Below are 21,970 nucleotides of genomic sequence, written 5' to 3' on the forward strand. Positions count from 1 at the left end.
TAATGACGATACGGACCTAATTCTGCCTGACCGGTATGCGCATGCACGGTACGGACCTCGCGTTGTACTTGCTTGCCATTGGTATCTACAATCCAGACTTTTTGTAGTTGCAGATCAACGACGTCGCCTTCTTCCAGATAAATAATCTGGTCGGTTGTACCCGCCAATGCCATTGCATCGGAGGCTAGAAAGTTTTCTCCTTGACCTACCCCGACGATTAATGGCGAGCCTTGGCGCGCACCGACTACGCGGTGCGGTTCGTCGCGGCAAAACACAGCAATCGCAAATGCCCCGGTCAGACGTTTGACGGCGATTTGTACAGTTTCAAATAAGTCGCCGCTGTACAGATGATCGACCAAGTGGGCTATGACTTCGGTGTCCGTCTGGCTTTCAAAGACATAACCAACGGCGCTGAGTTCTGCGCGTAATTCTTCATGGTTTTCAATAATGCCGTTATGGACTAAGGCAATCCGTGAATTCTCGGCATCGGGAGAAAAATGCGGGTGGGCATTGGATGACGATGGCGCACCATGCGTTGCCCAGCGCGTGTGGGCGATACCGGTAAAACCAGCTAAACCTGTTTGTTCTATTTGCGCTTGCAACTCCGTCACACGGGCGGTGCTGCGTGAGCGTTGCAGATGTCCGTCGACATGTAATGCGACGCCGCAAGAATCGTAGCCACGATATTCCAAACGTTTAAGACCTTCAACCAGGACGGGAGTGATATTGCGTTGCGCTACAGCGCCGACGATGCCGCACATAAGAACCTCTTAATAAAAATTTGAGAAAACGATAAAAAAATAAAGTGAATAAATAAGGCCAGTAAATTCGACGCTAATAAGGCTAATAAGGCTAGTAAGGCTAGTAAGAATCTTCAGCCCAAAAACGCAATTAAACATAAGATTGCAAAATTACTAATTTCACAGGATTGTGTCATCGTAAATCAGATCAAATGAAATTATCTTTCAATATTTAATTAGATTTGAACTAAAATTCAATTACGACTATTAAGTGAAATTAAATTTCATTTAAATAAAATTTATTTATTTAAATTCCATTGGTGAAAAGTATGATGACTCTGGACGAACTGGATAAACGCATTTTGCAGCAGCTACAGCGAGATGCGTCGGTCAGCAATCAGGCCTTGGCGGAGCTAGTACATGCGTCGCCACCGACTTGTTTGCGGCGGGTTAAGCGCTTATTGGATGAGGGTGTAATTGCTAAGCAAGTAGCGATTTTAGCGCCCGAAAAAGTTGGTGCAGGTTTGACGGCGATTGTAGAAATTACCTTGGACCATCAGGCCAGCGAGCATCAACTCGCGTTTGAGAAACTGGTGTCGGAAGAGCCAGCAGTGCAGCAATGTTATCGGGTATCGCCAGGACCAGACTTTGTGCTGGTGATACAGGTGGCAGATATGTCGGCGTACCACAATCTGGCGCACCGTTTATTTGCGGGGCAGGCGAATGTGCGGAATGTGCGGAGTTTTTTCTCTATGCTACGGAGTAAGTTTGAAACGCGGATTGAGATTTGAGTGGCGGTGTAAGCCAAGGCTTAATCCATAGCTTAATCCTAGCGTTTATGTTTAAAACCTAACGCGGACGAATACTTTCTTTCAGTATGTCAGCGTCATAATGATTTTGAAAACTTTTCCAGACTGCGCCGGATTTTTCTGCTCGCTGGAGTAAATCTTTAAGTGACGCTTTGTCTTCTTCGCTGAGTGAAGATTTAGAGATATACACGCCGCTGTCACCCCAGGGTAGCTCTTCTATCGGTTCGTACCTGAGCTTATCTAAAATATCTTTCGCCCGGTCATTATCTTTAATCGCACCGACAAAAATCGATGGTGCCATGATCGTGATATGGGTCGTGTTGGCTTTTAACATCCGGGCAACCGATACGGGGTCTGCTTCCAGAACGACTCTGCCTTGTTTGTTTAACTCTTTGACCAGCGCTTGATACGCGTCGCCATAATCATAGCCGCGCACTAGCACGACCTTGAGTTCTTTACGATCTAATAATTCCTGGGCAGTTTTGATGACAGGGCGGTTGATGTCGATGGAGATGATGGTTGCTCGATTAAAGACGAGCGGTATAAATATTCCGTACTTATCCCTCGCAGGTGTTCTGCTGGCGGGTATTAATAAATCGGCTTTTCCTGTATTAAACAGCACTTCTAGGCGCGACCTCGGTACATCGCTAAAGTTAAAACTACAAGCTTCTTTGCTTCCAAAGCTGCGTAAAATCTCTGGATAAATGCCGCTGATATTGCCATCAACGATGGTGACGCTTTGTCCGGTGGCAGATACCGGGACGTTAATCTCCCGCGAGCATTTTGCCCCAGCATCTGTCGCGACCGCAGCCATTGCAACAATGACAGCAGCGGCAGCAATGGTACTTAATCGGTAGTTTTGTGCAAACAATGTATTGCCTTGCCTTGTCGGGAACTGTAGTCACCACTAAGTCGGCTTAAACCTACGCTGGTAGCGGGTGCTGTCAGCCATCGCTATCAGCCATCTACACCACTCCATAAACATAGGCTATCGCTGCTCGTGCCGCAATTGAATTGTCGCAACACCGAGACGTATCTACAAGCATTGATTAAAATATTTGCACTGTTAAAAAGACGTGATTCCTCATAAAAATAATATACTCCCCATTATTTTTATGAAAATAAGCCAATTGTCCAATGATTATATGGACAATCAATATATACATATTAGGAGTATATTTAAATTAAGAGCGCCATTCAGATAGGTAAAGAAATAAATTGATAGCTTATTGATGCCAATATGCGACATCAGCACGCAACCCGGCACATGTCCAATAAACCCTCATGAGTGTCGTTTTATGCTGATATTTATTTAGATAATTTCTCTTCGGCGATAATTTCTATACAGCGATAGCCAAGCTGGATGACGCCTTGTTGCACTAATAATTTGAGTTCTTTAGACAGGGTTTGCCGCGTAATCCCCAGCATCATTGCCAGCGATTCTTGCGATACCGTTACTTTGGGGCGCGCATCTTTTGCCATACTCGCGTCGCCGTGCGCCAGCAGTAATAATCGCCGTGCGATGCGGGCCGGGGTTGATCGCAGCGTGGCGTCTTCTACTATGCCGTAGAGCAAACGGATTCTCGCTGCCAACATACTACTAATCCCAAAAGCAAAAACCGGCCGCTGCATTAAGCTCGCAAACACGCTGCGCGGCAGTACCAAAATCTCGGTTGGCCCCATCGCGGTTGCATCATGCGTGCGCGGCTGGTGATCAATTAAGGAGATTTCGCCAAACCAAGTGCCGCTTTCCAGCACGACCAAAATTGCTTCTTTACCCGCCTCGCTCAGGGTCGACATTTTGATGGTGCCCGACAGCACGGCATAAAACCCACCCGGCGCATCGCCTTGACGGAACAGCATTTCACCCGGGCGCAAGCGCAGCAGCTCGACCGCGCTGAGCATGCTCTTACGATCACGCAAGGGCAAAGAGCCAAACCATGGGTTATTGGATAGTTGCGGTAACAAATCAAGATGCGCGTTCATGCTGGCTCGATGGTGGTTTTGTTGTGGTTATCGGTGAATGGGACTTAAATTCCAATTGTAAATAATTTGACAGTTTGCAGTGTAGCCTGGTTGTATGGTGTAGGCACCAAAGAAAAATTAACTGGAGTGAGACAAATGACTACCCGTGCAAATTTCGTCCGCATGCAGGACAGTACACAGCAAGACTGGCAAGTGATTGGTGCCGAGTTTATGCAGTTTTCTAAAGGCTTGTCGGATCGCGTGATCAAGCACTTGCAGATTCTGGAAGGCGACTACGGTGGCTTTCCGATTGACCGCTACACCCACTCGTTGCAAACAGCTACCCGCGCCTGGCGCGATGGGCGCGATGAAGATTACGTCGTCTGCGCTTTGTTGCATGACATCGGCGACACTCTGGGATCGTTTAATCACCCTGATATAGCAGCGGCGATTCTCAAGCCCTTTGCCAGTGATGCTAATCTGTGGATGGTGCAGCATCATGGGATTTTTCAGGGGCACTATTTTTTCCACCATATTGGTATGGACAAAGATATGCGCGAGCAATTTCGCACCCATCCTCATTTTGAACATACCGCTAGCTTTTGCGAGCTGTACGATAATCCTGCCTTCGATGCTAAAGCAGAGACCTTGCCCATTAGCGAATTTGAACCCATGCTCAGGCGCTTTTTTGCCAAGCCACGCAACACGATTTACAAAGCGGCATTGACAGAGTAACCGCAGCAATACCGTTTTAAAATTCCATCATAAAATTAGGAGATCAAAATGACACACATGCATATTCCCTCAATTAAAGATCAAGTCAGCGCAGAAGAATGGCAGCTCCGTGTTGATCTTGCCGCTTGCTACCGGCTGGTCGCCATGTATGGCTGGAGCGATCTGGTCTTTACTCATATCACTGCCCGTATCCCCGGCCCGGAACATCATTTTTTGATCAATCCTTATGGCCTGATGTTTGATGAAATCAATGCCTCTTCGCTGGTAAAAGTCGATCAGCAATGCAACAAGATTATTGACTCACCTTTCCCGGTTAATCCTGCCGGTTTTGTCATCCACAGTGCCGTGCATGAAGCGCGTGACGATGTGCAATGCGTCTTACACACGCACACCCGCGCCGGTGTGGCGGTCAGTGCGCAAAAATGCGGCGTACTGCCCATCTCACAGCAATCAACTTTTGTACTGGCTTCATTGGCGTATCACGAATACGAAGGCGTCGCTTTCCGTGATGAAGAAAAGCCGCGTTTGCAAGCCGACATGGGCAGAGCAAATTTCCTCATGTTGCGCAATCACGGTTTGCTGGTTGCTGGTAAATCTATCGCTGATGCCTTCCTCTCCATGTACACCTTTGAGGCGACATGCCAGATTCAATTGTCGGCACAAGCAGGTGGCGAGTTGACGCAAGTCAATCCATTGATTGTCAAAGGCGTGGCAGAAGCCATGCGGGTACAAACCGGCGGTCTTGGCGGTGCATTTGTCTGGCCATCATTGATCCGTAAATTGGATCGTACGGATGAAAGTTATAAGTTATGAGCGGGGCTGCAAAGTCAGCTTCCACATCCAAAGTCGTCATCATTACTGGTAGCTCTGATGGCATCGGTGCAGAAGTGGCGAGGCAGCTTGCCAAAACTTATGGCAGCAAACTTGGCTTGGTACTGGCTGCGCGCAATGAGGCTATGTTGGATGCGGTCGCGGCAGAATGTCAGCAGCTCGGCAGTGCAACGCTAGTGGTAAAAACCGATGTCGGCGATCAGGCGCAATGTCAGCAACTGATACAGCGCACGGTTGATCACTTTGGCCGGATTGATGCGCTTATCAATAACGCAGGCAAATCTGCGCAAGCCTTGTTGTCCGATGTCAGCGATCTGGGCTGGTATGAAGAACTGTTCCGTATCAATCTGTGGGGCAGCATCTGGTGTACTCACGCCGCTTTGCCGCATATCAAAGCAAGCCGTGGCAATATCGTCGCCGTGTCATCTCTGGCTGGCTTGATGGGCATTCCGGGACGTACCGCCTATTGCACCAGCAAATTTGCGATGAATGGTTTTTTTGAAAGCTTACGTCTGGAAGTTAAGAACGCAGGCGTCGCAGTCACCATCGCTTATCCGGGCGTAGTCGCCACCCAAATCCGTTATCGCGGCTATAACGCAGCCGGTGTGGCAGCAGGTAGCAGCGGCTTAAAGGAAGACGATGCGATGTCGGTAGAAGAATGTGCCAGTCTGATCATTTCAGGGATGGAGCAAAGACAGCGCGACGTCGTCATGTCGGGCAAAGGCAAGCTCCTACGTTGGCTAAAACTGATTGCACCAGGTCTGGTCGAGAAGATGGCGATGGCGGCGTTAAAGGACGAGGTCAGGCCGCATTAAAAATAGAAAGTCAATTTTTTGCTGATATTGTTGCTGATATTGTTGCTGATATCGTTGCTGATATCGTTGCTGATATCGTTGCTGATATCGTTGCTGATATCGTTGCTGATATTATTGCTAAATAAGTAGCCAGGCAGATCACAATTTGCCTGGCTTTTTTATTCGGCAGATAGACAGTCAATTTATTTTTACGTAAGCTAGTGACGTAGCGCGCAACTACTTTATTCAGCACACACTATTGTCCAGACCTGGAAACCGAATGTTCATCATCTCAATTACTTATACCAAATCCATTCCCGAAGTCGATGCTCTCATGACGCCGCATCGGGACTATCTGAAAAGCTATTTTGACAGCGGCGTATTTGTATTGGCAGGCCGCAAAGTACCGCGCAGTGGCGGCGTGATTTTAGCCAATAGCATGGACCGCGCAAAGATCGAATCCATCGTTCAGGAAGATCCGTTTTTTACCGGTGATGTAGCGAGTTTTGAGATTACTGAATTTGTCCCGTCGATGATGGCGGAGATGTTTGCGGGTTTGCTACCTGCGAGTTAGTACTTTAATGTAAACTAAAAAGCCAGACCAGATCAGCAGATCCTGTCTGGCTTTTTTACTTAACCGCTATTCAAGTTTTTAAGTTTTAACATAATTAAAATCGGTGTTGAATCCCAAATGTCGCTGCATTTTGGGTGCTGGCAAATCCAGCGTCATCACGTGATACGCCGACTAATTTATTGTTGGACGCTTTGGCATAAGCAGCGGCGACATACAGGTCGGTGCGTTTAGATAATGCATATCTGGCGCGCACGACGGTCAGGCTTGGATCAGCATCGGCACCTGCCGGTAAGTTTTTGATGTCCTGATAGTAGTACACGCCTGTCAAAATCCACGACGGTGTTAATTGATAATTAAGGCCTGCCCAAATCAGATCACTACGTAAATCAGTTGCACCAGTTGCCAGTGTCTTTTTGTAGTTGCGATAAGCGAGGAATAATTTCGCGGCATCGATTTCGTAAGACGCCGCAAGATGGATTGTTTTGGCTTTATCAATCGCGCCATTGGCGGCGAGTGCGCCATTTACCTGGTCATACACCGCAACCGCTGAGAATGGTCCGCTGCTCATACTGGCGGCGAGTGATAATTTGGCGCTGGCCGATGTGTCGCCCGCGACTTCACCCAACCCATAGGTTGCGCCCAATTTAAAACCGCTGCCATCAAATTGGTATTTCACCATGTTGGAGGTGCCCGTCAACATACCGTCTTTGCGGCCACCGGTAGCGCCAGCCGAGGTCGCCCAAGAATATTGGGGTGCGTAGCCTAGCGGATCAAAGGGCAAAATAAAATCATAAGTCGTGCTGTAAGAGCGCCCGGCAACGATACGGCCAAAATCGCCTTGCAACCCGACATTGGCCTGACGCCCAAACAGATCGCCGTCTGATGTGCCCGTATCGAGAATGACGCCGCCTTCCAATTGCCAGATGGCTTTTAATCCGCCACCCAAATCTTCATTCCCGCGAAAGCCCAGGCGGGATGTGTTCATGCCGCCGCTATTGAGTTTGAACACGCTATTTTTGTTAGCGTCAGAATTATTGGTGTAGCCAATATTGGCATCGATTAAGCCATATACCGACACATTGCTTTGTGCGGATGCTGAGTTGGCGATGGCTAGTGGCAGCAGGACGATACTGACGGACTTGCAGATTGTTTTAGTGTGCATTTTCTTGTCTCCCGATGGTGGTTGGTGCTGCTGAACTCGCTGGGCGTTCTGTTTTTCTCATGCGATTGGTACGGCGTTGCCGTCTTTGTCGCTGGTGTCTCAGCAAGCATATAACTGCGCATTCTATTTATGCTATTACTATGCGTCAGTCACGATCGATCGTAGCATCGTAAACCTTCAATTGGCTTTCAATGCCCGCCTGAATGTCGGTAGTTGTCGGGAGCGTGTTGAAAAACAACAAGGATTGCCCGTCGCTATTCTTGTTCATTTTTCGCTTGGGTCAGCGGCAGCGAGTGCGAACCAGTTTAGATTTGGCTCAACTTAGTTGGGCTATGTTGAGTTGGCTTTAGTTCAGTTCAGGTAGAGTTGTGCAAACCTATTTGCCAGATTCTGGCTTCCATTCTGCGGCTAATTGTTTGGCCTCGTCGATTTGCGCTTGGCTCATTTTTTTCTCGGCATATTGGCGGTACATCGCGGCAGCGTCGTATTCACCTGCCAGGCTAAACCATTTATATGCCTCGACACTATTTTGTGGCACGCCATTCCCTTTGAGGTAGAGCAAGCCAAGCTGGTATTGGGCGCTGGCATTGCCCTGATCTGCTGCCAGCTGTAAATAATATTTGGCTTGCCGAAAATCCTGGCGAGTACCAATCCCGCTAGCTAACATCGTGCCCAGACTGTATTGCGCATCGGCATAGCCTGCTTCCGCTGCTTTTTTATACCATTGCATTGCCTTGGCATAGTCTTGCACCACGCCCAGACCTTTGGCATACATACGCCCCAAATTGACTTGCGCCCGCACATTGTCTTGCTGCGCGGCTTGCTGGTAGAGCGACATCGCTTTGGCGTAATCACGCTGCACACCTTCGCCATTGACATACATCAAACCCAGATTGAATTGCGCATTCGCATTGCCTTGCTCTGCCGCTTTGCTAAACGCGGCAAGCGCAGCGGGGTAGTTTTGGTCTTCATAAAAACTAACGCCATTTTCAAAATCACCTGCCCTAGCCAGTTGGGCAGACACGGCAGACAGGATAAAAGCGCAGAGCAAAAGGGGACGGAAAACATTCATCGGAAGCTCGCTATCGGCATACGTAGTTGCAGGGAAAAATCAATTCTATTCACCATAATCCGCAGCCATCTTGCTGTCAACTTCTGGCTGCTTTGCAGCAGTATCAACGCAGGGCTGTGCTATGGTTAAATAATATACTCCTATATAGTATTTTTAATTGTCCAGAGAAAGTCTGGACAATAGGTCATATTTATCAATTTATGAGGGGAGTATATGGTTTTGAATCAGGTTTCAGCGTAATTTACTTCTTGATTTTCACCGGGCGCTGCCAGTTCTCTAGCGTGATTTGTCTTGCACGTGAGATCGTCAATTTACCCTCTGGCGCGTCTTTGGTCAGCGTGGTGCCGGCAGCCAGCGTTGCGCCTTTGCCGACGCGGACTGGTGCGACCAGTTGGCTGTCGCTACCGATAAAAGCATCGTCCTCAATTATCGTGCGGGATTTATTCACGCCATCGTAATTGCAGGTGATCGTACCGGCACCGATGTTGACGCGGCTGCCGATGGTGGCATCGCCAATATACGCAAGGTGATTGGCCTTGCTGTGCGCGGCAACCTGGCTATTTTTGATCTCGACAAAATTACCGACATGGACATCTTCGGCCAGCGTCGTGCCGGGGCGCAGTCGCGCATACGGGCCTATCTGCGATTGCGCGCCGACTGTCGCATCTTCAATATGGCAGAACGGTTTGATCACCGTACCGGCCGCAATATGCGCATCTTTAATTACACAATGCGCTGCGATTTGTACGCCGTCTTCCAGCGTGACTTTGCCTTCAAACACGCAGCCGACATCAATCATCACGTCGCGTCCGCACGTCAGGCTGCCACGGATATCGATACGGGTCGGGTCGAACAAAGTGACACCTTGCTCCAATAATTTTTGCGCCAGATTACGCTGATAGATGCGTTCTAATTCCGCCAGCTGCACTTTGCTATTCACGCCCAGGGTTTCCCACACGGCATCCGGTTGCGCTGATACGACGGGCACACCATCGGCGACTGCACGCGCGACGATATCGGTCAGGTAGTATTCGCCTTGCGCGTTGTTGTTCGATAGCGTGGTCAGCCATTGTTTTAGCTGTGCAGTCGGCGCGATGATGATGCCGGTATTGATTTCGGTAATGGCTTTCTCGGCTTCGCTGGCATCTTTTTGCTCGACGATACGCACAATCTTGCCACCTTCCCGCACGATGCGACCAAGACCTGTCGGGTCGTCCATGTCCGCCGTCAAAATCGCCAGCTTATCGCTACCCGCCGCCGCAATCAGTCGCTGCAAACTAGCGCTTGTGGTCAGCGGTACGTCGCCATACAACACTAGGGTCGGTACTTTTTCATCCAGCACCGGTGCAGCCTGCGCCACGGCATGTCCGGTGCCAAGCTGCGGTTCTTGTTTGGCAAACTGTAAATCGGGTGCACCAATCAAGCTCGGCACCTGATCGCCGCCATGACCATAAATCACGCAAATATTATGCGTGCCAGCATCAGTGGCAAGACTGCGCGCCGTATCAATCACATGCGATAACAAGGGTTTGCCCGCCAGTGGATGCAAGACTTTAGGCAAAGCAGATTGCATACGTTTACCCATACCGGCAGCGAGAATAACGACGTTCATGGAGAATCCTGTTAGATGATTTTTTGATGTTGAAATTTTATCATGGGGTGCCTGAATATCTAAACGACTTAGCGTCAGACAATCGAAAAGCAGCGATGCTTTTTCTTCCTTGAACGCATTCTACAGATCTTGCTATTCGTGTTTGAAGTCGCCGACTCAAAACAAAAAGGAGCAAGCCGTTAAGACGACTTACTCCTTTTTCAGTTTAACTGGCGACTATTGATCTATACCTATATCAGCAACCAGTTGCCTTTAAAGATGATCGGTCCGCTAGGTTTCTCGGGATTGCCTGAACCACCTTTAGGCTCCAGCGTCACCGCCAGCAGTGGCACATTATCGCTGTTCATATTGTCGGGCATAGGCAGCGTAATATTGCCGTTGTCTGCGACCAGTCCCAGTGATTTAACCGTCCCGGCTTTGCTGACTGCCCATAATTCCAAACTCTTATCTGCCGCAATATTTTGTGCTTTGACGATATGCACGATCAATTGCTTATGTTTGATATCGCCTGTGATCACTGCTATCGGTTCGGATTTGTCATTGGACAATGTTGCGACATAGCTGTTGGTCGGCGGCAGGGTTTGATCGACTTGTTTGCTCAACAAGACGGACACCATGACCAGCGCCATCGCAGTGGAGAACATGCCCAAGCCACGCCAGAAGGCGAGGTCTTCGCGCAGATTACGCCAGAACGCCCAACGGTCGGCACTTTGATTCAGTCCCAAACGTTTTTCCAGGCTTTGCCAGACGCTCGTGGCTGGTTGTGCAGTTTTGGCAAATTCTGCCATTGGTAGCAGATTGCCCTCCCACTGGCGCACCACTTGCTGTAATTGTGCGTCGCGGTTGAGCCAGCCTTCAAAGCGTCGACGTGCGCCGCCGCGTAAGGTACCAAGTACGTATTCAGCCGCTAGTTTTTGCTGCAAGTTGGGCTTATTTTGGATATTCATACTATCTCCATTTTGCCAAGGCAGGTGCGTAGCTTATCCAGCCCGCGCCGTATCCAGGTCTTGACAGTGCCCATCGGTAGTTTCATTTGTTCGGCTACTTCGCTATGTGACAGATCGTGAAAAAACGCCAACGCCATTGCCTGACGATGCAAACCTTCCAGACGTGACATACATGACGCCAGTGCTTTGGCATCCTGAGTCATTTCCAGTGACTGTATCGGGGTGAGATCGCCGCTCTCTAGCGCGTGTACGACATCCATATCAAAGTTATCCGCGTCAATTTCTACATCATGGTCGAGTCTGCGCAACAGATCAAAAGCGCGGTTACGCACAATGGTCGTCATCCAGGTCATCGGCGCGGCCAAACTGGCCTGATAAGTGGCGGCATTGTTCCAAATGTTGACAAAACTCTCTTGCAACACTTCTTCCGCCAGTTCGCGCTTAATTAATATACGCAGCGCGAAGCCAAACAGTTTCGGAGAAGTTGCATCATAAAGCGATCTAAACGCAATTGCGTCTTTTCGCGCGACGCCAGCGAGCCAGATATGCAGCTGGCCAGCGTCCATTTTGGATGTTTTTTGCAATTGGATATCCGTTTCGTATCTTGTTGTTACAAGGTGTTTCGAGGCGAAATAGCGCGTTCTGGAATAAGTGCCCAAATCATACGATAAGGGAAATGATTTTGCAGAAACTCTTCACAGTCGAATCGCATTATTCTTCTATTCGCAACAATCTATTGCTTATAGTCACCTTTATTGATTGATCTGGCTTGTATAGACTTGCTTCATCGATGAGCACGACACCGCAGCAACAGAAACAAACAGTGCGCGACTCACCGAGGCAGAAGAGATCCAATGTATCCCAAGCCTAGAGTCATCAACCTAATCATCTATCTTATTTGGAGAATTAAAATGAACGCGAAACAATTAATTGCTGCTTTTGCCCTGATCGCTACTGGTGTTACAACTGGTTCTGTTGCTTTTGCAGCGGATCACCAAGTTGGCGGCGAAGCGTATGTCAGTTTCCCTATTCCAAGCATGACAAAAACTAAGACAGACACTGTAAGCAACGGTAAAACCCGTGCCGAAGTTGTCGCAGAATTGAGCCAGGCACGTGCTGCTGGTTTGCCAGTCGGCGGCGAAGCATATGTGTCTTTTGCGCCAGCAAAAACACAGCGCCCAGTAGTTGAAGCGACACAGATTTCTCAAAACAAATAAGTCGTTTTTTCTCCGACATGAACGCCGTCCTTGTGACGGCGTTTTTTGTTTTGCGTAAGGTGATTAAGGTGAAGGTACTATTTAAGAGAGAAACTATCCGGCACGCTTACTAAGATGCGAACTTAATATCAGCATACTATGTCGTAGTTGTTATCCGAATATCTGCTTTTTTGTTCTTAGCCAAGGAATATCCATGCCACAAGATGAGGTTGACGAGTTGGAATACGTAGGATTTTGGGCGCGGGTTGGTGCTTGTATAGTTGATTCTTTACTTTTAGCCGTCGTGATATACCCGATCCTGATTGCAATTTATGGCTGGGCCTATGTCAGTCCGGCAAGTTCTGGTCTTGGCGCCGATACATTCTCGTTGGCACGGGGATCTGCCGATTTTTTAATGTCTTGGATTTTTCCAGCGATTGCGGTGATTGTGTTTTGGATAAAGCGCCAGTCAACGCCAGGTAAAGATGCTATTTCTGCCAAGATTGTGGATGCCAAAACTGGTAAAGAGCCGACTAAAACGCAATTGATTATTCGCTATCTTGGCTATTACGTGTCGACTATCCCGCTGGGACTGGGTTTGCTCTGGGTCGCCTTTGATCCGCGCAAGCAAGGCTGGCATGACAAATTAGCAGGCACAGTGGTGATCCGACGTAAAAAAGGAATTCAAAAAGTGGTTTTTGATGGCAAGTAATATCGGTATTGTTTACGGCAAATCGAGTTCATATTGTTAAACAAAAAAAGGGGCGTTGTTCACAGCGCCCCTTTTCATGATGCAGCTAAATTTTTACTTCATCAACATCCACAATCTAGCGATATCAGCAGAACCATCGTTACCTTGTACGGTTTTAAAAATCTCAGCAGCTTTCGCTTTGTCGCCTGACTGTAGGTATGCCATTCCTAAATGTAGCTTAGCTTCTTCAGGTGCTTTCAAGCCACCTTTGGCAATACCGTCGTTCATCAGTGCAATACCTTTGTCGTATTGCGCACGGATTACATAGTTGTAACCCATGTTGACCATACCAGTGCCATTTTTGGATGATTTTGCTGCGGCTTCGCCTGCATCCAGGGTTTTGGCATCGTCTGCTGCTTGCTTGTTTGCTTTGTCACGTAATTGTTTATGCTTGGCTGCGTCTTTACCTTGACCTAAGATGTTAGCCGCATAGCCCGCGTCAACCGCTTGTTGTGCCTCTAGTGGCAAGCCCGCCAGAAGTGCTAGTTCTGCCATTTCAACAAATTGCGGACCATCTTCTATATTGTTTGTTTTGAGTAACAGTCGATATAGATCCAGACGCAAACGATCAGAGAATCCTGGCTTGCGTTCAACACGGTAGATCAAGTCGCCCCAGTACTCTTTTTTGGGATAATACGTAACCAATAATTCTAAAACACCAATGTAGCCAGCATCATCTTTAAGTTGTTGATAACTATTACCTAGCAGGCGCAAATTATCGTTGTTAGGTGTGCGTTTAGCATCTTGATCCGCTGCTAGTAACTGCTTTAGCTCTTTCGCTGCGCCGGCAAAATCATTTTGCAGATACATAGCACGTGCCAGTAAAGTATGTACTGCCTGGCTAGTACTATCTTTTGCTAAATAGCGTAATGCCCACTGCTTAGATAAATCATATTTCTTTTCGTTGAAATAAGTACCTGCCATCGCTTCGATCAAGCGCAGTTTTTCAGGCTCCTGAAGGAAATTACTTTTCAGCATGCCTTCAAAGGAGGTCGCTAATAATTCAGTATTGTTCGTGCCTGACGCAACGACTGCTCGCATACGGTCGATCGCAAATATTTCATATGGTGTTTTATTTTCAATAGATTCAAGAGCATTAATTTTTTCTAATGCTTGCGGATACTGTTTGGCAGCGAGTAACTCCTGAATTTCATTAAGCGGTTTCCCCATTGCTGGACGCACGGTTTCAGTTTTTGCGGGAGCAGGTGCCGCCGCTTCAGTTTCTGCATAAGCAGTGGAGGCGGCAAACGGCAATGCGTTATAGCCAAGAGCCAAAACTAAGCTTGCCAAGACAAGGGATGAATTCTTTTTCATGTGCGTAAATTAAAGAGAGGTTTCACAGTGCTAAATTAAAGGCGCCGAGGAATATATTTTAAACGTGCAATGAACATGCTGCATCAGGCACGGTTCTGATAGTACAAATCATTATATCTGAGTGCGAAGCGCCATCTGTCAGTTCAGTGGGTTTGTTCATTCACTAGATACTTAGCGCAGTTTGTGCTGGATTTAAAAATCGCTGTATGACAAATTCGCCTCCTTTGATATTTTATATCCCCTTTAACAAATTTGAGCTAGCAAAGCACATTTACAAAAATGTGCATTTTTCTTATTTGCGCAGACGACCAGGCTCGTATTGGTTGGCGTATTGGCGCGGCATAACACTTATTGCGTATTTGGCACAGATCCTGCATAGAAAAGCGAGAATCGAATATTGCTTTATAGACTTATCTATAAAAGCATGGCAAATTATTATTTATATTTTTTACTTCAGTATTTGGCGCTATCTGTGAAACCTACCAAGCAGTGATAAGCATTGGATAAGTGTTTCGATACACAATTATTTTTTATAAGCAAAAACGGATCAGTTTTATTTTTTTGTAAATTTAATTTTTACTCTGAGGGAAGACCCAATGCTGGTGCACAAAAAAATAAAACCATCTTTTGGTTTGGCATTAAGCGTCATTTTTACAACGAGCTTACTTGCGGCCTGCCAGAAAACACCGCTGCCAGAAGAGCCAGCAAATGAGGCATCTGTCCCACAGAGTGCAGCGTCAGCGCCTACCGGCCTGGTCAAAAACCCCTACAAACACAGTGGAACAGCGGATGTCACCAAATGGATGGATATGGCCTCTACCAAAACGCCCGCGCAAATAGCTCAGGAAGAGAAGTTAGCAAAAGACGCAAAACTGGCGCAAGAGGCAAAAGCCTTAGCAGAGAAATCCGCAGCGAATTCCCGCGAGACATCAAAACCTGCCGCAGTTGTGCCGCAGACGGTTGCACCTAAAGTGATCGAGCCGGTCGCAGTTGCACCAGCACCAGCACCAGCACCAGTCGTTGCTGCTGCCACGCCAAAGACTACGCCTCCACCAACGCCAATGCCTGCCGCAACCCCCGCACCAGAGCAAACGGTTCTTAAATTATTAACCAGTACGCAACCCAAATTTCCTAACAAGGTTGCCCGATCCGGTATCACTAGCGGCGTAGTAAAAGCGCGTGTCCACATTGATACGGATGGCAAGGTCTCTCAAGTCGAAATTCTTTCAGCAAAACCCGCAAGACTGTTTGATGCAGAAGTTATTTCCGCCGTCTCTCAGTGGAAATATGCGCCTATCTCTAAGCCGCAAACTTTAGTTTTAGAATTTAATTTTAAACTGGAAGATTGAGGCAAGCATCGTTTAACGTTCGCAGCAAAATCTGGATGTTCAGCCTAAAATGCTAGGGTTAAGCGTCCATGTAGAATAAGTCAGACCGCAAGCAAAACTGACCCACGCCAGATAAGGCAATAGCAGCAAAGCGGCTACTTTATGCAAACGCCAAAAGGCGATGATCGTGCCAGCAATTAGTACCCAAAGCAGCAGTATTTCCACAAATGCTAAAGCTCCTTGGTGCCACACAAAAAATAACCAGGTCCACAGTGCATTCGCCGTAAGCTGCACAACAAAAATACCCAGCGCAGCACCAGCACGCTGCAACCCATAAGCACGCCAGACTAGCCAGACTGCAATCGCCATCATCAAATACAACAGCGTCCATACCGGACCAAAAAGCCAGGCGGGCGGTGCCCAGACAGGGCGCACAAGTTGCGTATAAAAAGCCCCCGCCTGCGCCGATGCAAATGCGCCTATGGCAGCCGCGGCAAAGGTGATGATAAACCAGCCGATGAAGCCGGTTATTTGCGTACTCAAGGGATAAAGAGAGTTAGTTTTTTGCATGAGCAACCTATGGTAAAAATAAAAAACCGGGTGGCAATATATGTCTCGAAAATCTGGGTTAAAACTTCAACATAGCGCATTCAGAAAGTGACCAGATTTTATCTTCGGACTTAGATGGTCGCACACTCTCTGGCGGCGCGACTTTTGGGAACAAGACCTTGTATCGTGCGGGCTTACCACCCAGCGATTCTGTCTTGAAATAACTTTCGTTACGCTCACGTGTCAGGCCGCACATGCCACGCAAGGTGAACATCGATGACGACACCGAGCCGCCAGAAATGAGACTGACCTCGACTTCAGAGTTGTCTGGGTTTCGTGTAGTTTCTAAAAAAAACATTTCTAGTGTTTTACCATTTTCTACCGCTTGGTTTTTGACTTCCAAGCGGAAAAGTTTCTCCTCCGCCTGCGCAGCCAGAGCGGTGAGAGCAACGAGAGGAGTGACCGATACAGCAGCGATGATTGCAGTAGCAAAGATATTCTTCATGGTTTTCTCCAAAGCGATTAAGTTTACTTACAGGTTTCGGCAGAATCTTTATTGCCCAGCATGTGATGCCATGAGCCATGAATAAGTTCTATTTAAATATACTCCCCCATATTTTTATCAAATATTGGTTAATGACCATTAAATATATGGACGATTAAGTATACTGTAATGGAGTATATTTATTATTGTAAAAAGACTTGTTGTCAGTGCTTGATATTTGTCACTGAATAAGCAGCTAAATATGCATCTAAACACATAACTGAATCGGCAGCAGAACTTATGGATAGCGGCGTTTCCTCTCGGCGACAGAACCGATAATAAGTTGCTCAAGGACTTTAAGATCGACATCGCTAAGCTTGCGGATGTACAAACAGGCTTTTGCTGTCTTGTGCTTTCCCAGTTTGGCTAGCAGTTCGTCATGATCGGGGAAGCTAGCTAAAATATAGACACTGATATCGCCCTTACGTGACGAGAAACCTGTCAGGCATGAGTCACCTTCGCGGCCACTCTCGTACTTATAGTGATGGCTGCCAAAACCGACGATACTGGCTCCCCACATCTGCGGTTTGTGTTTGGTCGCTTTGGCCATCAGCTGGCTTAAATCTTCACAATCCTTGCGCCTGCAGCCATCTTCAATTGCGGCAAGATAATCCTCCACGCTGGCCGCAGTCGCTTGCGTTTTGTTCTCAGCCATGGATTACCTTTTTAGGTTGAATCATATACGTGCAATTGGATAATGCTAACCGGATCTGCACTGATATATATAGACTTATTCCTGGTACTTCTTAGCACTATTATTCCTGAGATTTACATCCGATATTTAAATAAGTATTCAGACTCTGGCGCTAAGCTCCATGCTTATTTAGCCTACAGGCTTCTTGAGTGAGCGGTCGTTGCGACAGGCACTAAGTGGCTTTGCTTTGGCTGAGATAATCTTGGATACTTCATGTGACTCGGAGTTGGCAATGAGCTTAATACATGCGCAACCATAGCCATAATTATTGTTCGTCTTGACCCATTGCGAGGCCCCGAATTCTGGCCAATCACCGTCGGCTTGCGCGCCACCTTGCGTACTAATAAGCCATTCGCCTTCGCGGTCAACCAGCGATGCGTTCTGCGGCGTGGGATTGTGAAACCAGCCACATCGTAGCTTCGCGGTATCGGCATTCTCGCTAGCGCTGGCCGTCAATAAGAATGTCATTGTGAGTAGCAGTACGAGTGCTTGTTTTGATGTTTGCATACAAATATTGAAAGGCGAATCCAAAGCTCAGACATGCCGCATAATGCGACTCCCTACAAGGCATAAAAATATCATGTCGTTCGCCTTGACTGTCATATTAATTATGTAGAGTTTTAAAATAGATCCTCGCTTGCTACTTGTCTATGCATCAAAAAGGACGCTACATTTTACAGGTGAGATGAGCGCATCGCAGTCGCACCTATCGGATTAATAAAAATCCCGGCATAAAACCGGGATTTTTATTAATTGACGAAACTAAATAATTACATATTCCGCCGGTACTGCCCACCAACCTCAAACAACGCCGTAGTAATTTGCCCCAATGAACAAACTCGTGCTGCGTCCATTAGTTTGGCAAAGACGTTTTCATCATTGATAGCAGCTTGCTGTAATGCCGCCAGTGCCTGCGGTGCGTCTTTTGCGTGGCGCTGATGGAAGTCGGCCAGGCGGGTGAGTTGCGATTGTTTTTCTTCGTCGGTAGAACGAGCCAACTCAATTTTTTGTGGTGTCTCGCCTTGCTTAGGATTGCGGAAGGTGTTGACACCGATGATCGGTAATGTGCCGTCATGTTTCAGGTGTTCGTAGTGCATAGATTCTTCCTGGATCTTGCCGCGTTGGTAGCCGGTTTCCATTGCGCCTAATACGCCGCCACGTTCAGCGATACGCTCAAACTCTTGCATCACGGCTTCTTCAACTAAGTCGGTGAGCTCTTCGATGATGAAGCTGCCCTGAATAGGATTTTCATTTTTGGCTAAACCCCATTCACGGTTGATGATCAGCTGGATCGCCAGAGCGCGTCGTACTGATTCATCTGTGGGTGTCGTGATTGCTTCATCATACGCATTGGTATGCAGGCTGTTGCAATTGTCATAGATCGCAATCAAGGCTTGCAACGTAGTGCGGATATCGTTGAAGTCAATTTCTTGTGCATGCAACGAGCGGCCGCTGGTCTGGATATGGTATTTCAGTTTTTGGCTACGATCATTCGCACCGTATTTGTCGCGCATGGCAACTGCCCAGATGCGACGTGCGACGCGGCCAAGCACTGTGTATTCGGGGTCCATGCCGTTGCTGAAGAAGAACGACAAGTTAGCGGCGAAATCATCAATATGCATGCCACGTGCGAGATAGGCTTCCACAAAAGTAAAGCCATTCGACATAGTGAAGGCGAGTTGAGAAATCGGATTGGCGCCGGCTTCTGCGATGTGATAACCGGAGATCGATACCGAATAAAAGTTGCGCACTTGGTGATGTACAAAATACTCTTGGATATCGCCCATGACTTTGAGCGAGAACTCGGTCGAGAAGATGCAGGTATTTTGTCCCTGATCTTCTTTCAGAATATCGGCCTGAACCGTGCCGCGCACATTCATCAACACCCAGGCGCGGATTTTTGCGGCTTCATCTGCAGTTGGTTCGCGCTTATTATCGGAGCGGAATTTGTCCATCTGCTGATCAATTGCGGTGTTCATAAAGAAAGCTAAAATCGTTGGTGCTGGACCGTTGATCGTCATGGACACTGAGGTTGCCGGATCACATAAATCAAATCCGTCGTATAAGACTTTCATGTCTTCTAAGGTGGCGACGGACACGCCTGAGTTACCGACTTTGCCGTAAATATCTGGGCGGATCGCCGGGTCAGCGCCGTACAAGGTAACAGAATCAAAGGCGGTAGAGAGGCGCTTGGCGGGCATCCCTTGTGATACCAATTTGAAACGCTTATTCGTACGGAAAGGATCGCCCTCTCCTGCAAACATGCGGGTTGGGTCTTCCCCCTCGCGTTTGAAAGCAAAAACACCCGCCGTGAACGGGAATGATCCAGGTACGTTTTCTAACATCAACCAGCGCAAAATTTCGCCATGATCGACAAATCGCGGCAAAGCAACTTTGCGGATTTTTGTGCCAGACAAGGTGCTGGTCACTAACTGTGTACGGATTTCTTTATCGCGAATTTTGACCACATATTCATCACCGGCATACGCGGCCTGCATATCTGGCCACATGGTGATCAGCTTTTTGGATTCGGCATCCAGATGATGATCACGCTCGGTAATCAGATCGTCAAAGTCAGCCACTTTGCCCGCTTTAGCCAACATGCGTTTGGCTTCTTGTAATTGCTGACGTTCGCGGGCGATTGCTACTTGCTTGCCTGTGTGTTTGTGATAATGACGGACAGTATCAGCGATCTCCGCCAGATAGCGGCTGCGTGCAGGCGGCACGATGACGTTTTTACCGCTAGAAAATTTGGCGTTCACCGGCACCAACTTACTCGGCACAGCTTTCAGTCCGCGTTCAGTCAGCGCAGGTAAGATGCCTTGATATAAGGCAGTAACACCATCGTCATTGAAGCGTGACGCTTGTGTGCCATACACCGGCATTTCTTCCGGCTTTTTAGTCCACAGCTCACGGTTGCGCTGATACTGCTTAGCAACATCACGCAAAGCATCTAGCGCACCTTTGCGGTCAAACTTATTGATCGCGACAAAATCAGCAAAGTCCAGCATGTCGATTTTTTCCAGTTGTGATGCAGCGCCAAACTCAGGCGTCATGACATACATACTCAAATCCACATGCGGCACGATTGCGGCATCGCCCTGACCGATACCGGATGTTTCAACGATGATCAGATCAAAGCCAGCAACCTTACAAGCAGCGATCACATCCGGTAATGCTTGTGAAATCTCAGACCCAGCTTCGCGTGTCGCCAGCGACCGCATAAAAACCTTCAGCTTGCCACCCCAAGGGCTAATCGCGTTCATACGGATACGATCTCCCAGCAGAGCACCGCCCGATTTACGACGTGAAGGATCAATTGATATCAGAGCGATATTCAGTTGATCATCTTGGTCCAAACGAATCCGGCGTATCAACTCATCCGTCAACGAGGATTTACCCGCACCACCAGTGCCAGTAATACCAAATGCTGGTGTCTTGATGTTATCTGCCGCGGTCTGAATCGCATGACGCAACTCAGACGTAACGCGATCGTTTTCTAATGCGGTGATGAGTTGTGCCAGAGGACGATGTTTAGCGACCATGTCATCGCCTTGCAAACTGTCGATCTGCGTCGGAGCGTAACCGGATAAATCCGTATCGCAGGCCTGAATCATCGACAGAATCATGCCGACCAGACCCAAGCGCTGTCCATCTTCTGGACTAAAAATGCGGGCGACGCCATAAGCATGCAGATCGGCGATTTCGTCCGGCACGATCACACCACCGCCACCGCCAAATACTTTGATATGCGCACCGCCGCGTTGCCTGAGCAAATCGATCATGTATTTAAAATATTCAACATGACCACCTTGGTAGCTAGAGATAGCAATACCCTGTGCGTCTTCCTGCAAAGCGGCAGTAACGATTTCTTCAACCGAACGGTTGTGTCCAAGATGGATAACCTCTGCACCATTCGCCATCAAAATCCGGCGCATGATGTTGATCGAGGCATCATGACCATCGAACAGAGAAGCGGCAGTGACAAAACGTACCTTATTGGCAGGTTTGTATTCGGTTAATTTTTGGGCGATGGACAGGTCGGTCATGTCTTCCTCAACGGTCAGGATTTTTGTATGTTTTATCGATTTGACTACAAATATTCTTGGTAATTGTAGACGTTTCAATGGATAAGCTAAGTTATATGACGTTAACGTAAACGTCAATCTGAAAATTCACATTGGAAGTTCATAAAGCTGCAAACTCCATTACCACATCACGGCTAAAGGATTATCCAAATTTGGCGGGACGTCAATTAGCAAACTTTATTGAAGGGAGAACTCTACGAACTATTTATTTGCTCGTCGCTCCTGATAAAGATATTCAGGAATGACATGTGTGATTTTATCGCTT

21 protein-coding genes and 1 pseudogene are annotated in these 21,970 nt (G+C 47.8%); 8 read left to right on the forward strand and 14 right to left on the reverse strand.

What is annotated here, in order from left to right:
• Positions 1–761: pseudogene (locus QN395_RS08975) on the reverse strand (glutamine--fructose-6-phosphate aminotransferase); the annotation flags it as partial.
• Between the two features lie 308 nt (positions 762–1,069).
• Here QN395_RS08975 and QN395_RS08980 point away from each other — a divergent pair.
• Positions 1,070–1,531 carry an Lrp/AsnC family transcriptional regulator gene (locus QN395_RS08980; protein ID WP_416200132.1) on the forward strand — a complete coding sequence of 154 codons (462 nt, stop codon included), beginning with the start codon at positions 1,070–1,072 and terminating at the stop codon, positions 1,529–1,531.
• Between the two features lie 58 nt (positions 1,532–1,589).
• On the opposite strand, the gene QN395_RS08985 is transcribed toward QN395_RS08980, so the two are convergent.
• Positions 1,590–2,420 (reverse strand): transporter substrate-binding domain-containing protein, encoded by an 831-nt coding sequence (locus tag QN395_RS08985; protein WP_323491891.1) that lies wholly within the window; start codon positions 2,418–2,420, stop codon positions 1,590–1,592.
• Positions 2,421–2,857: 437 nt separating this feature from the next.
• Positions 2,858–3,535 (reverse strand): Crp/Fnr family transcriptional regulator, encoded by a 678-nt coding sequence (locus QN395_RS08990; RefSeq protein WP_323491892.1) that lies wholly within the window; start codon positions 3,533–3,535, stop codon positions 2,858–2,860.
• Between the two features lie 135 nt (positions 3,536–3,670).
• Here QN395_RS08990 and QN395_RS08995 point away from each other — a divergent pair, with 135 nt between their 5' ends.
• From QN395_RS08995 to QN395_RS09010, 4 genes are all read left to right on the forward strand, one after another.
• A complete protein-coding gene (locus QN395_RS08995) occupies positions 3,671–4,249 on the forward strand; it encodes an HD domain-containing protein (RefSeq protein ID WP_323491893.1) in 579 nt (192 codons plus the stop codon).
• 57 nt (positions 4,250–4,306) lie between these two features.
• Positions 4,307–5,062 carry a class II aldolase/adducin family protein gene (locus QN395_RS09000; RefSeq protein ID WP_323491923.1) on the forward strand — a complete coding sequence of 252 codons (756 nt, stop codon included), beginning with the start codon at positions 4,307–4,309 and terminating at the stop codon, positions 5,060–5,062.
• The gene (locus QN395_RS09005) at positions 5,059–5,895 is read left to right on the forward strand and encodes an SDR family oxidoreductase (RefSeq protein WP_322120522.1); all 837 of its coding nucleotides are present in this window, start codon (positions 5,059–5,061) and stop codon (positions 5,893–5,895) included. Before QN395_RS09000 ends, QN395_RS09005 begins: the two co-directional genes overlap by 4 nt.
• Positions 5,896–6,154: 259 nt before the next feature.
• Positions 6,155–6,448: a YciI family protein gene (locus QN395_RS09010; protein WP_323491894.1), complete on the forward strand. Its 294-nt coding sequence runs from the start codon at positions 6,155–6,157 to the stop codon at positions 6,446–6,448.
• A 94-nt stretch (positions 6,449–6,542) separates the two neighbouring features.
• Here QN395_RS09010 and QN395_RS09015 read toward each other — a convergent pair whose 3' ends face one another.
• The 5 genes from QN395_RS09015 to QN395_RS09035 form a co-directional block, all read right to left on the reverse strand.
• Positions 6,543–7,610: a porin gene (locus tag QN395_RS09015; protein WP_323491895.1), complete on the reverse strand. Its 1,068-nt coding sequence runs from the start codon at positions 7,608–7,610 to the stop codon at positions 6,543–6,545.
• A gap of 376 nt (positions 7,611–7,986) precedes the next feature.
• Positions 7,987–8,682: a tetratricopeptide repeat protein gene (locus QN395_RS09020; RefSeq protein ID WP_323491896.1), complete on the reverse strand. Its 696-nt coding sequence runs from the start codon at positions 8,680–8,682 to the stop codon at positions 7,987–7,989.
• A 241-nt stretch (positions 8,683–8,923) separates the two neighbouring features.
• The gene (gene glmU / locus QN395_RS09025) at positions 8,924–10,294 is read right to left on the reverse strand and encodes a bifunctional UDP-N-acetylglucosamine diphosphorylase/glucosamine-1-phosphate N-acetyltransferase GlmU (protein WP_323491897.1); all 1,371 of its coding nucleotides are present in this window, start codon (positions 10,292–10,294) and stop codon (positions 8,924–8,926) included.
• Between the two features lie 230 nt (positions 10,295–10,524).
• Complete coding sequence (locus tag QN395_RS09030; protein ID WP_323491898.1) at positions 10,525–11,241, reverse strand: anti-sigma factor domain-containing protein; 717 nt, start codon at positions 11,239–11,241, stop codon at positions 10,525–10,527.
• On the reverse strand, positions 11,238–11,807 hold the full coding sequence (locus QN395_RS09035) for a sigma-70 family RNA polymerase sigma factor (RefSeq protein ID WP_322121654.1): 570 nt from the start codon (positions 11,805–11,807) through the stop codon (positions 11,238–11,240). The genes QN395_RS09030 and QN395_RS09035 overlap by 4 nt, the downstream gene beginning before the upstream one ends.
• Positions 11,808–12,152: 345 nt before the next feature.
• Between QN395_RS09035 and QN395_RS09040 the strand changes: the two genes are divergently transcribed.
• Positions 12,153–12,458, forward strand: a complete 306-nt coding sequence (locus QN395_RS09040) for a DUF4148 domain-containing protein (RefSeq protein WP_323491899.1) — start codon at positions 12,153–12,155, stop codon at positions 12,456–12,458.
• A 193-nt stretch (positions 12,459–12,651) separates the two neighbouring features.
• Complete coding sequence (locus QN395_RS09045) at positions 12,652–13,149, forward strand: RDD family protein (protein WP_323491900.1); 498 nt, start codon at positions 12,652–12,654, stop codon at positions 13,147–13,149.
• A gap of 93 nt (positions 13,150–13,242) precedes the next feature.
• Here the strand turns inward: QN395_RS09045 and QN395_RS09050 are convergent, their stop codons facing one another.
• A complete protein-coding gene (locus QN395_RS09050) occupies positions 13,243–14,502 on the reverse strand; it encodes a tetratricopeptide repeat protein (RefSeq protein ID WP_322120514.1) in 1,260 nt (419 codons plus the stop codon).
• Positions 14,503–15,098: 596 nt separating this feature from the next.
• Here QN395_RS09050 and QN395_RS09055 point away from each other — a divergent pair.
• Positions 15,099–15,851, forward strand: a complete 753-nt coding sequence (locus QN395_RS09055; RefSeq protein WP_322120513.1) for an energy transducer TonB — start codon at positions 15,099–15,101, stop codon at positions 15,849–15,851.
• 39 nt (positions 15,852–15,890) lie between these two features.
• On the opposite strand, the gene QN395_RS09060 is transcribed toward QN395_RS09055, so the two are convergent.
• The 5 genes from QN395_RS09060 to icmF form a co-directional block, all read right to left on the reverse strand.
• Complete coding sequence (locus QN395_RS09060; RefSeq protein ID WP_322120512.1) at positions 15,891–16,400, reverse strand: TspO/MBR family protein; 510 nt, start codon at positions 16,398–16,400, stop codon at positions 15,891–15,893.
• 58 nt (positions 16,401–16,458) lie between these two features.
• The gene (locus tag QN395_RS09065) at positions 16,459–16,884 is read right to left on the reverse strand and encodes a hypothetical protein (protein WP_322120511.1); all 426 of its coding nucleotides are present in this window, start codon (positions 16,882–16,884) and stop codon (positions 16,459–16,461) included.
• 277 nt (positions 16,885–17,161) lie between these two features.
• Positions 17,162–17,578, reverse strand: a complete 417-nt coding sequence (locus QN395_RS09070) for a DUF1801 domain-containing protein (protein WP_322120510.1) — start codon at positions 17,576–17,578, stop codon at positions 17,162–17,164.
• Positions 17,579–17,746: 168 nt separating this feature from the next.
• A complete protein-coding gene (locus QN395_RS09075; RefSeq protein WP_322120509.1) occupies positions 17,747–18,124 on the reverse strand; it encodes a DUF4087 domain-containing protein in 378 nt (125 codons plus the stop codon).
• Positions 18,125–18,387: 263 nt separating this feature from the next.
• A complete protein-coding gene (gene icmF, locus QN395_RS09080) occupies positions 18,388–21,666 on the reverse strand; it encodes a fused isobutyryl-CoA mutase/GTPase IcmF (protein WP_322120508.1) in 3,279 nt (1,092 codons plus the stop codon).
• Positions 21,667–21,970 lie beyond the last annotated feature (304 nt).

This window comes from Undibacterium sp. RTI2.2, from assembly GCF_035018705.1.
Taxonomy (GTDB): Bacteria; Pseudomonadota; Gammaproteobacteria; order Burkholderiales; family Burkholderiaceae_D; genus Undibacterium.

Coding starts and splice junctions, on each gene's coding strand:
- QN395_RS08995 (WP_323491893.1), top strand. CDS start 3,671: ATGACTACCCGTGCAAATTTCGTCCGCATGCAGGACAGTACACAGCAA.
- glmU (WP_323491897.1), bottom strand. CDS start 10,294: ATGAACGTCGTTATTCTCGCTGCCGGTATGGGTAAACGTATGCAATCT.
- QN395_RS09060 (WP_322120512.1), bottom strand. CDS start 16,400: ATGCAAAAAACTAACTCTCTTTATCCCTTGAGTACGCAAATAACCGGC.
- QN395_RS09065 (WP_322120511.1), bottom strand. CDS start 16,884: ATGAAGAATATCTTTGCTACTGCAATCATCGCTGCTGTATCGGTCACT.
- QN395_RS09070 (WP_322120510.1), bottom strand. CDS start 17,578: ATGGCTGAGAACAAAACGCAAGCGACTGCGGCCAGCGTGGAGGATTAT.
- icmF (WP_322120508.1), bottom strand. CDS start 21,666: ATGACCGACCTGTCCATCGCCCAAAAATTAACCGAATACAAACCTGCC.
- QN395_RS09035 (WP_322121654.1), bottom strand. CDS start 11,807: ATGGACGCTGGCCAGCTGCATATCTGGCTCGCTGGCGTCGCGCGAAAA.
- QN395_RS09015 (WP_323491895.1), bottom strand. CDS start 7,610: ATGCACACTAAAACAATCTGCAAGTCCGTCAGTATCGTCCTGCTGCCA.
- QN395_RS09040 (WP_323491899.1), top strand. CDS start 12,153: ATGAACGCGAAACAATTAATTGCTGCTTTTGCCCTGATCGCTACTGGT.
- QN395_RS08990 (WP_323491892.1), bottom strand. CDS start 3,535: ATGAACGCGCATCTTGATTTGTTACCGCAACTATCCAATAACCCATGG.
- QN395_RS08980 (WP_416200132.1), top strand. CDS start 1,070: ATGATGACTCTGGACGAACTGGATAAACGCATTTTGCAGCAGCTACAG.
- QN395_RS09000 (WP_323491923.1), top strand. CDS start 4,307: ATGCATATTCCCTCAATTAAAGATCAAGTCAGCGCAGAAGAATGGCAG.
- QN395_RS09020 (WP_323491896.1), bottom strand. CDS start 8,682: ATGAATGTTTTCCGTCCCCTTTTGCTCTGCGCTTTTATCCTGTCTGCC.
- QN395_RS09050 (WP_322120514.1), bottom strand. CDS start 14,502: ATGAAAAAGAATTCATCCCTTGTCTTGGCAAGCTTAGTTTTGGCTCTT.
- QN395_RS09005 (WP_322120522.1), top strand. CDS start 5,059: ATGAGCGGGGCTGCAAAGTCAGCTTCCACATCCAAAGTCGTCATCATT.
- QN395_RS09055 (WP_322120513.1), top strand. CDS start 15,099: ATGCTGGTGCACAAAAAAATAAAACCATCTTTTGGTTTGGCATTAAGC.
- QN395_RS09045 (WP_323491900.1), top strand. CDS start 12,652: ATGCCACAAGATGAGGTTGACGAGTTGGAATACGTAGGATTTTGGGCG.
- QN395_RS09010 (WP_323491894.1), top strand. CDS start 6,155: ATGTTCATCATCTCAATTACTTATACCAAATCCATTCCCGAAGTCGAT.
- QN395_RS09075 (WP_322120509.1), bottom strand. CDS start 18,124: ATGCAAACATCAAAACAAGCACTCGTACTGCTACTCACAATGACATTC.
- QN395_RS09030 (WP_323491898.1), bottom strand. CDS start 11,241: ATGAATATCCAAAATAAGCCCAACTTGCAGCAAAAACTAGCGGCTGAA.